Origin of the sequence: Actinoplanes rectilineatus (genome assembly GCF_000962825.1) — a bacterium.
GTDB classification, from domain to species: Bacteria; Actinomycetota; Actinomycetes; order Mycobacteriales; family Micromonosporaceae; genus Actinoplanes; species Actinoplanes rectilineatus.
Genome location: NZ_JZKF01000156.1, coordinates 1 through 8,788 on the forward strand (window position 1 = coordinate 1; position 8,788 = coordinate 8,788).

Genomic DNA, 8,788 nt, shown 5'->3' on the forward strand with positions numbered 1-8,788 from the left:
ACCTCACTGTTCGAACCCACCGGTGGTGGTCTCCTCGCTCGCCCTCAACTCAACGTTTCAAGAGTAGATCTTGCCTCTCATGATCTTGGCACAGAGGGGCGGCACAAACTTGAACCAGACCTTGATCAGGTCATCCGATGGCCGTTCATGAAGATCCGCAGTTGTCACGCCAAGAATGATTCACGACCACGAACGGCGCCGTGAGCCAGGCCAGCTATGCAAGATCAGCCGTACTCGGCTCTGCACTTCGGGGAGTACCCCGACAGGTAGCGCGGGAAGGTCGCCGGTGGCGGTCTTGCGGACGCCGGTTCGTGGCCGACCTGTTCCTGGACGAACCGGGCGTCGTGGCCGAGGAGTGGGCATACTCGATCACATCAGGCTCTTCGTCAGCGTTACTTGTCGTTGCCGGTCGACGTGAAGTACCGGATCAACTCCGCCCGGTTGATCTCCGGGAACCCCGAAGCCGCGCCAGGTCCTCCGCCGAGAACATGTCCTGTGTAGCCATGAACCCACCACCTGAGCATCGACCGTCACCAAACGGGGACGCTAACCGCCGGCCCGCAGCCGCGCGTTGTGGTCGGCGAGCGCGCCGACCACGTCGGTGAGCAGCCGTTCCATCTGCTCCAGTTCCGCGTCGTCGTATCGGCGCAGTGCCGCGTCGAGACGTTCGGCGCTCGGCGTGAAGAACGTGGTCGTGGTGGTGTGCGCCTGCGGTGTCAGGCGGAGCCGCACCACACGCCGGTCGGCGTCCTCCCGGCTGCGGACGATGTGGCCGGCGGCTTCGAGGCGGTTCAAAAGGTTCGCCGTGGCGCCGGAGGTCAGGCCCACCCGCTCGGCGAGCGCCGCCGGCGACAGCGGTTCCCCGGCGGACGAGGCCCACAGGATCTCCGCGACCGCGACCGCGTCCGTGGCGTGCACCCCGAGCTCTCGCGCCAGGTGGCGGGTCATCTCCAGGTGCGCGTCGGTGTAGCGGCGCAGCAGCTGGAGCAGATCGGTCCCGGGGAGCACGAGATGCACTTTACTCGACAATGAAGTACCTTCATCGCTGGTAACACTTCACTGTGAAGGTATAGGGGTATGGCATGAGAGTCCTGGTCACCGGCGGCAGTATCGCGGGCCCGGCCGTGGCATGGCAGCTTCACCGGGCCGGCTTCACCCCGACGCTGCTGGAACGCGCGCCCGAGCCCCGCGGCGCCGGCCAGAACGTCGACATCCGCGGCGCCGGCCGCGACGTGCTGCGCCGGACCGGAATGTACGAGCGCGTGGCCGCGGCGGTCACCGGCGAGACCGGGACGCGCTTCCTGCGGCCGGACGGCAGTGTCTACGCCAGCATCCCGGTGCACGGGCGTCCGGACGGGCCCACCGCCGAGCTGGAGATCCTGCGCGGCGAGCTGTCCCGGCTGCTGCTGGAGGCGACCGCCGGCAAGGTCGAGCACCGCTACGGCGACCGCCTGGTCCACCTCACCCAGGACGAACGCGGCGTCGGCGTGGTCACCGAGACCGGCCGCGAGGAGCGCTACGACATGCTGGTCATCGCCGAGGGCCGGCGCTCGTCGACCCGGGACCTGGTCTTCGGCGCCGAGGTCACCTACCGCGACCTCGGCGAGTACGTCGCCTACGGCACCGTCGACCGCGCCGCCGACGACGACGGCTGGTGGCACTGGATGACCGCGACCGACGGGCGGATCGCGTCGCTGCGCCCCGACAACGTCGGCACCGCCCGGGCGGCGCTGGGATTCCTCGCCCCGCCGATGGGCCTGAACCGCCTCGACACCGCCACTCAGCTGCGCGTCCTGCGAGAACGGTTCGCCGGTGTGGGCTGGAAGGTGCCGCGCATTCTGGACGGTTTCGCCGCCCGGCCGCGGGAGTTCTACTTCGAACGCGCCGAACAGGTCTTCGTGCCGCGCTGGTCACACGGCCGGGTCGCGGTCGTCGGCGACGCCGCCTGGGGCGGGCCGACCGGCATGGGTACCACGTTGGCACTGCTCGGCGCGCACGTACTGGCCGGCGAACTGGCCAGGGCGCCGCACGACCCGCCCGCCGCGCTGCGGGCCTACGAGACGCTGCTGCGCTCCTACGTGACGAAGACGCAGCGGCTGCCGCCGGGCGTGCCGGCGGTCGCGCTACCGAGGACGCGCCGCGGTCTCACCATGCTGCACGGCCTGCACCGGCTCGCCGCCACCCGCGCGTTCCGCCGCCTCGCGGACCGCGCGCCGGCCCCGATCGGCCTTCCGGACTATCCGGCCCTGGGCTGACGATCTTGCGGGACTGGCGGTACGGCTGGTCGGAGGGCCTGCGGCGCGCGGATTCCGGCTCGAGCATCGCTGGCGGATCGGGGACTTGATTGAGGACGTGGTGCCGCGTGCGGCGGTGGCGCTGCCCGGGTTGGATCCGGAGCATGAGTGGCAGGCAGCGCTGTGCGTACGACTGCCGGCCGAGACGATCGAGTTCGGGGCGGCCGCCGATGCCGCCGCCGCGCTGATCGCGGTGAAGGGACTGCCCGACCTGCTGGAACGGCGTGTGAGGCCTGGCGGTCCCGTCGGCGCCGTGCGAGTGCCGGGCGGCGGTCAGATCATCGAGATGACGATCTTGCCCTTGGTCGCGCCCTGGGCGATGTGGTTGAGAGCTTGCGGTGTGGCGGAGAAGGGGAAGACACGGTCGACGACGGGGCGGATGTTTCCGTTCTCCACGAGGGTGGTGATCTCACTGAGTTGTTTGCCGCTGGCTCGCATGAACAGGAACGAGTAGTCGACCCCGAGCCGTGCGGCTCTGCACCTGGTCTGCAGGCTGAGCAGGCGGGTGGCGATCTTGAGGATGGGGTTGCCGCCGATCTCGCGGGCGAAGTCGGGGTCGGGGGGTCCGGCGATGCCGATGACCTTGCCGCCGGGCTTGAGGATGCTCATCGACTTGGCGACGCTCGCGGGGCCTTGACTGTCCAGGACGACGTCGTAGCCCTCCAGCACCGTGGCGAAGTCCTGGGTGCGGTAGTCGATGACGATGTCGGCGCCCAGGTCCTTGAGGAAGTCGGCGTTCTTGGCGCTCGCGGTGGTGGCCACGGTGGCGCCGAGGTGTTTGGCGAGCTGGATGGCGATGGTGCCGACCCCGCCGGAGCCGGCCTGGACGAGGACTTTCTGGCCGGGGCGCAGGTCGGCGCGTTCGACCAGGGCCTGCCAGGCGGTCAGGGCGACCAGGGGCAGCGAGGCGGCTTCGGTCATGGTGAGGTTCGCCGGTTTGCGTGCGAGGTCGTCCTGGCTCACGGTGAGGAACTCGGCGAAGGTGCCGATCCGGTTCTTGTCGGGGCGGGCGTAGACCTCGTCGCCGGGCGCGAAGGCGTGGACTCCGGCGCCGACCCGGACGACGACACCAGCGAGGTCGTTGCCCAGAACCAGGGGCAGCCGGTAGGGCAGGATGAGCTTGAACTCCCCTTGCGCGATCTTGGTGTCGAGCTGGTTGACGCCGGCCGCGTGGATGCGGACCAGGACCTCGCCGGCGGCGGCGGTGGGCTGGGGCATTTCGGCGAGCCGGACGTCCTGCCGGCTCTGGTACCGGTCGATGACGTAGGCCTTCATGGCGTTCTCCTGGTGGGTGTCGGCGCCGGGTGGCCGGTACTCCGTGTTCCCGGCCCGGTCAATTGTAGTATGGTCATAATTTAAATGGGCCGGAACATGATGCGAAGCACCCGTCGGGCAAGGGAGGAACCGTGGCGCGCTACGGCAAGGAGCACAAGGAAGCGACGCGGCAGCGCATCGTGAAGGTCGCCGGCCGGCGGCTGAAGAAGGACGGCCTCGACGGCTCCGGCGTGACGACGTTGATGGCCGACGCCGGGTTGACCAACGGCGCCTTCTACGCACACTTCGCGTCCAAGGATGCTCTGGTCGCCGCGACCATCACCGATCAGCTCAAGGACCAGCAGGCGCTGTTGCGGCGGCTCGCGGACGAGCCAGACGGGTTCATGCGTTTCGTGCGGGCGTATCTCTCACCTGAGCACCGCGACGACGCCGAAGGCGGCTGCCCGTCCGGAGCCCTGCTCGACGAAGTGGCCCGCAGCTCGCCGGAGATCCGCCGGGCCTACAGTGGCGGCATCCTCGGCGTGGCCGACGACCTGGCCACGCTGATGGCGCCGGGCACCCCCGCGGCAGGGCGGCGCCAGGCTCTGGGATGCATCGCCATCCTCGTCGGGGCGCTGCAGCTCGCCCGGGCGATCGACGACGCGCAGGACTCCGAGACGGTGCTCGCCGAGGGAGCGCGAGCCATCGCCGCCCTGCTCGCCACTGACTGACGAGGGTCTCCGGATGGCAGGTGCAGGTGGACCTGCTGGGCCTCTCCCTCGGCGGCATGGTCGCCCAGGTGATCGCCCACCGCGAAGCGCACCTGGTCCGCAAGCTGATCCTCGCCGGCACGGGCCCGGCCGGCGGCACCGGCATCACCAAGGTGACCCGCCTGTCGAACCTGGCCCTGCTCCGCGGTGCTCTGGCCCGCCAGGACCCGAAGAAATACCTGTTCTTCACCCGGACCGCGAACTCCGTCCACCTGGCCGAACGGCTACCGAACAGCGAACTCGTCCTCTACCCCGACGCCGGGCACGGCGGCATCTTCCAGCACCATGCCGCCTTCACCGCCACCGCCTTGGCCTTCCTGGCCCGCTGACCACCCCATGGCATCGCCAGGCTGGCGATGACCGCCGAGCGGAGAGCCGGGTCGTCGCCCAGCACACGCGCGAGGCACTATCGGGACAGGAGGTAGTACCGAGACTCTCCGCGACGCGTACCAGAAGGCAGGCAACGCCGAGCAACGGTGACCCAACGCGAGACGGGACCGCCGCTACCCTGAGCGCATGCCTACCGAGATCAGTGGCCTGCTCGACATCGCGGCTCCCGCCGCCGCGGGCCTGGTCAACGCCGTCCGCGACGACCAGCTCGACGCGCCCACGCCGTGCGCCGAGTTCCGTGTCCGTGACCTGCTCAACCACCTGTTCCAGGTGACCGCGAACTTCCAGCTGCTCGCCACCGGCGCCCCGGCTGACTGGGCGAGCACGCCGGACGCGCTCACCGGTGACTGGCGGGCCGAGTTCACCGAACGGGCCTGGGACGTCACCGCCGCCTGGTCCGAACCGGCCGCCCTCGAAGGCGTGTCGGCCGGGATGGGCCTGCCGCAGCGTACCGTCGGGCTGATGCTCGTCACCGACCTGGTCGTGCACGGCTGGGACCTGGCGCAGGCGACCGGTCTGCCGTTCCGCGCCGACCCGGCGCTGCTCGCCGCGGTCGCCGAGTTCCTCGATCTGATGGGCGACGCGGGCCGCGCGATGGGCGCGTTCGGTGCGGCCGTCACCGCCCCGCCGGGCAGCGACGACCTCACCGTTCAACTCGCCCGCACCGGCCGTGACGTCACAGCCTGGGGATGAGCACCCGCTCCTCGTAGTCGAGGTGGTCCAGCACCTGGGTGGTCAGCCGGTCGACCTCGGCGCGCAGTGTCGCCGCATCCAGGCCGGGGTCGGCCAGCACCACCGCCAGTTCCTCGATCAGCGCGGCCATCCGCTCGTGCTGGTCGCGCAGCAGGGCCATCGCGTCGGCCAGGTCCGGATGCTGCGACGCCACCCACGGGAACAGGCCTTCGTCCTCGCGGACGTGGTGCCCGCGCAGCCCCGCGCACAGGCTCAGGCAGTTGACCCGCAGCTGCGCGCCCAGGCCCGCACCCTGCTGGTCCACCTCGGCGCGGATGATCTCCAGTTCGCGCCGGAACGCGTCGTGCACCAGTTTCAGCATCTCGCCGGGGCCGTCCGCGCGGGTCCGCGGCGGTCCCGGGATCGGCACCAGCGCCACCACCGGCAGCGTGCGGCCCGAATCCGCCTCGTACGCCGACCAGCCCGGATTGGCCTCGGCCGCCCGCCGGAACGCCTCGTCGCGCTGCGCCCCGGTCAACTCGACCGCGGTCGCCTCGTAGGTGAAGGTGCCGTCCTCGACGGTCACCACCGGGTGTGCCCGCAGATTGTGGAACCAGGCCGGGGCTTTCGGCGAACCACCCGCCGACCCGATCACCAGGACACGTTCGCCACCGTCGGGAAGGTAACCCAGCACCACCGTGTGCCGGCGGCCGCTGCGGGCACCGGTGGTGGTCAGCAACAACAACCGCGCACCGGCGAACCAGCCACCGACACGGCCGTTGTTGGCCCGAAACTCATCAATGACAGCCTGCATGAAACTCCTCATCGTCGTCTTCGCTTCTCTTCCAGCCCGGGGAGAAGGAGACGACGGAGGAGCGCGGATCACCCGTTGGCCGGGTGCCCCACTCGGTAATGGCCCACGGCCGACCCGGCAGTCACGAACGACACCTTACAACCTGTCCGCCCAATCGGCGACCACCGACAGCACCGGCGCCCGCCCCGCCAGCCGCTCGGCCATGCCCCGCTTGTCGTAGCCGGCCCCGGTCACAGCCGCATCGACACGCGCCACCATGATCGGCGCCAGCCAGTAGTACTTCGCGACCCCGGTGACCCGGATCGCCCGCCGCACCACGTCCGCGTCCACCGCACCGTCCATACCCCGCACGTAGGACTCCGTCACCACGTCCACCGTCTCCTCCAGCAGACTGATATCGATCAGCCCGTCGAAGAACGCGTCGAGCGCCAGGTTCGCCGCATCCTCCCCCACCGCCCCCGGCCCCACGAACGCCCAGTCCAGCAGCACCGGTCCCCGATCCGCGCCGATCAGGTTCATCGGCCACACGTCGTGGTGGCACATCGTCCGCGGTAGCGCCCGTGCCAGGGCCGCAACCCGCTCCCGGCCCTCCCACAACGCCCGCAGCCGCCGGCCCAGCGGCCCCGGCCAGGCCTGCACGACCACCGGATGATCCCAGTCCAGTTCCTCGGGCACCGGCTGCGCCGCCGGATAGTCGGCGAGGAAGTCCCGCGCCAGCCAGGCCACGTCCGGCGGCGGCCTGCCGACCCAACCGGCCTGGGCAACCCCCATCCGGTACGCGGCCCAGCCCAGTTCCGCCGGCCCCCACGAGGTGGCCGCGACGCCGTCGACATCCTCCAGCCACAACGCCACCGACCCGTCCGCCCGCGGCGTCATCGACAGCAGCCGCGGCGCCGACACCCCACCCGCGGCGAACAGGGACTCCGGCAGGCCCGCCTCGTACGCCAGAGGCTCACGCCGCCAGTAGTTGAAATGCCCCGGGTCGTCGCTGGCCGCCAAGTGCGGCAACGCACCGTCACGCCGCGGCGTGACGATCTTCAGTACGGCAGGACCGTCGTCGCGCGACACCCGCCAGACGCCGCCGGTGATCTCGTTCGCCGTGCCGAACTCCAGAGGCCGCACCGTCCAGTGCGGCGCCACCAGATCCGCTATCGCCGTCATGCCGTTCATGCGGTGAACCTACCGCCACCGCGATCACGTTCACGGCCACCACCATCACCACCCCGGCCCACTCGTGCAGGTGCAGCACCTGTCCGAGAAGGACCAGCCCGGCCAGGGCCGCGAACACCGGGTGCACGCTCATCACGATCCCGAAGTAGCGGGTCGGCACGCGACGCAACGCGATGATGTCCGCCGAATACGCCACCACCGAACTCAGCAGCCCGGCGACCACCGCGTACCCGACACCGGTCCACGACATCGTCAGCAACACCGGCAGACTCAGCAACGCCGCCACCGCCGACGCGGCCGCCGGCGCCTGCAAACCGGGCAGCCGCGCCCCGACCAGCCGGTTCAGCACGATGTACGCCGCCCAGCAACCGGCCGCGAGCAGCCCCGCCCCGACACCGAACCAGTCACTGCTACCCGACGGCAGGACCAGCACGTACACCCCGGCGGCCGCCCCCAGCGCACACCACAGATCCCGGCGCGTCCGCGACCCCACCAACGCGACCGCCAACGGACCCAGGAACTCCAACGTCACCGCCAGGCCCAACCCGATCCGGTCCACCGCCGTGTACAGGCCCAGGTTCATCGTCGCGAACACCACCCCGAGCAGCAGCGTCGGCCACCACTGCCCCCACCCGAACCGCAGCGGGTTCGGCCGCGCCACCGGCAACAGCACCAGCGCCGCCACCCACTGACGTACCGCCACCACACCGACCGGGCCCAGCGTCGCGAACGCATGGGCCCCGACCGCCGCACCCGTCTGATTACTGGCCGCGCTCCCCAGCATGATCGCCAGCCCGGCGGCCCGGTCCCGTCCACTCATGACACCCAGTCTTCGCCCCGCACCCGCCCGGCCGGAAATACGCACACCGCCACATCTATACGCTCACCGTATGGATCCGCAGCTGCGCCACCTGCGCACCCTCGTCACCGTCGTCGACACCGGCACCTTCACCGACGCCGCCGCAACCCTCGGCACCTCCCAAGCCGCCGTCTCCCGCGCCATCGCCACCCTGGAAACCGACCTCGGCGCCCGCCTGCTCAACCGCACCACCCGCCGGCTCAGCCCGACCCCCACCGGCACCCAGGTCCTCGCCATCGCCCGCCGCATCCTCGACGAAATCACCCACCTGCAGCGCATCGTCACCGACCAACGCGAATTCACCGTCGGGTACGCCTGGTCCGCCCTCGGCAAACACACCCGTCCCGTCCAACGCGCCTGGACCGCCCGCCACCCCGCCATCCCCCTCGTCTTCGCCCAAGTCAACACCCCCACCGCCGGACTCAGCGAAGGCACCACCGACGCCGCGGTACTACGCCGCGCCATCGACGACCCCCGCTTCACCACCACCCTCATCGGCACCGAGAACCGGTACGCCGCCGTCGCCACCGACAACGCCCTCGCCCGCCGCCGCACCCTGACCGTC

At 70.7% G+C, this 8,788-nt stretch carries 10 protein-coding genes; 5 read left to right on the top strand and 5 right to left on the bottom strand.

Features of this window, described 5'->3' with window-relative positions:
- Window positions 1-546: 546 nt before the first annotated feature.
- Window positions 547-1,008: a MarR family winged helix-turn-helix transcriptional regulator gene (locus WH85_RS45145; protein WP_211275649.1), complete on the bottom strand. Its 462-nt coding sequence runs from the start codon at window positions 1,006-1,008 to the stop codon at window positions 547-549.
- Between the two features lie 74 nt (window positions 1,009-1,082).
- On the opposite strand from WH85_RS45145, the gene WH85_RS45150 reads away from it, so the two are divergent.
- The gene (locus tag WH85_RS45150) at window positions 1,083-2,255 is read left to right on the top strand and encodes an FAD-dependent monooxygenase (RefSeq protein WP_045748387.1); all 1,173 of its coding nucleotides are present in this window, start codon (window positions 1,083-1,085) and stop codon (window positions 2,253-2,255) included.
- Between the two features lie 312 nt (window positions 2,256-2,567).
- On the opposite strand, the gene WH85_RS45155 is transcribed toward WH85_RS45150, so the two are convergent.
- A complete protein-coding gene (locus WH85_RS45155; RefSeq protein ID WP_045748388.1) occupies window positions 2,568-3,569 on the bottom strand; it encodes an NADP-dependent oxidoreductase in 1,002 nt (333 codons plus the stop codon).
- Between the two features lie 131 nt (window positions 3,570-3,700).
- Here WH85_RS45155 and WH85_RS45160 point away from each other — a divergent pair, with 131 nt between their 5' ends.
- The 3 genes from WH85_RS45160 (at window position 3,701) to WH85_RS45170 (ending at window position 5,401) form a co-directional block, all read left to right on the top strand.
- Window positions 3,701-4,279, top strand: a complete 579-nt coding sequence (locus WH85_RS45160; RefSeq protein ID WP_045748389.1) for a TetR/AcrR family transcriptional regulator — start codon at window positions 3,701-3,703, stop codon at window positions 4,277-4,279.
- A 20-nt stretch (window positions 4,280-4,299) separates the two neighbouring features.
- Window positions 4,300-4,647: an alpha/beta fold hydrolase gene (locus WH85_RS45165; RefSeq protein WP_052721300.1), complete on the top strand. Its 348-nt coding sequence runs from the start codon at window positions 4,300-4,302 to the stop codon at window positions 4,645-4,647.
- 187 nt (window positions 4,648-4,834) lie between these two features.
- Complete coding sequence (locus tag WH85_RS45170; protein ID WP_045748390.1) at window positions 4,835-5,401, top strand: TIGR03086 family metal-binding protein; 567 nt, start codon at window positions 4,835-4,837, stop codon at window positions 5,399-5,401.
- On the opposite strand, the gene WH85_RS45175 is transcribed toward WH85_RS45170, so the two are convergent.
- The 3 genes from WH85_RS45175 to WH85_RS53585 all read right to left on the bottom strand — a co-directional run bounded on the left by WH85_RS45175 (window position 5,385) and on the right by WH85_RS53585 (window position 8,184).
- Window positions 5,385-6,194, bottom strand: coding sequence for a nitroreductase/quinone reductase family protein (locus tag WH85_RS45175; protein ID WP_245674381.1), 810 nt, complete (start codon window positions 6,192-6,194; stop codon window positions 5,385-5,387). The two genes, WH85_RS45170 and WH85_RS45175, sit on opposite strands and share 17 nt — an antisense overlap.
- 135 nt (window positions 6,195-6,329) lie before the next feature.
- Window positions 6,330-7,316 carry an aminoglycoside phosphotransferase/kinase family protein gene (locus WH85_RS45180; RefSeq protein ID WP_245674383.1) on the bottom strand — a complete coding sequence of 329 codons (987 nt, stop codon included), beginning with the start codon at window positions 7,314-7,316 and terminating at the stop codon, window positions 6,330-6,332.
- Window positions 7,210-8,184: an EamA family transporter gene (locus WH85_RS53585; protein WP_245674382.1), complete on the bottom strand. Its 975-nt coding sequence runs from the start codon at window positions 8,182-8,184 to the stop codon at window positions 7,210-7,212. The genes WH85_RS45180 and WH85_RS53585 overlap by 107 nt, the downstream gene beginning before the upstream one ends.
- A gap of 70 nt (window positions 8,185-8,254) precedes the next feature.
- On the opposite strand from WH85_RS53585, the gene WH85_RS45190 reads away from it, so the two are divergent.
- On the top strand, window positions 8,255-8,788 hold a 534-nt coding region (locus WH85_RS45190), incomplete at its 3' end, for a LysR family transcriptional regulator (protein WP_045748392.1).

Bases quoted from the DNA above. Each gene is read 5' to 3' on its own strand.
- WH85_RS45150 (WP_045748387.1), top strand. From the start codon at position 1,083: ATGAGAGTCCTGGTCACCGGCGGCAGTATCGCGGGCCCGGCCGTGGCA.
- WH85_RS45155 (WP_045748388.1), bottom strand. From the start codon at position 3,569: ATGAAGGCCTACGTCATCGACCGGTACCAGAGCCGGCAGGACGTCCGG.
- WH85_RS45170 (WP_045748390.1), top strand. From the start codon at position 4,835: ATGCCTACCGAGATCAGTGGCCTGCTCGACATCGCGGCTCCCGCCGCC.
- WH85_RS45175 (WP_245674381.1), bottom strand. From the start codon at position 6,194: ATGCAGGCTGTCATTGATGAGTTTCGGGCCAACAACGGCCGTGTCGGT.
- WH85_RS53585 (WP_245674382.1), bottom strand. From the start codon at position 8,184: ATGAGTGGACGGGACCGGGCCGCCGGGCTGGCGATCATGCTGGGGAGC.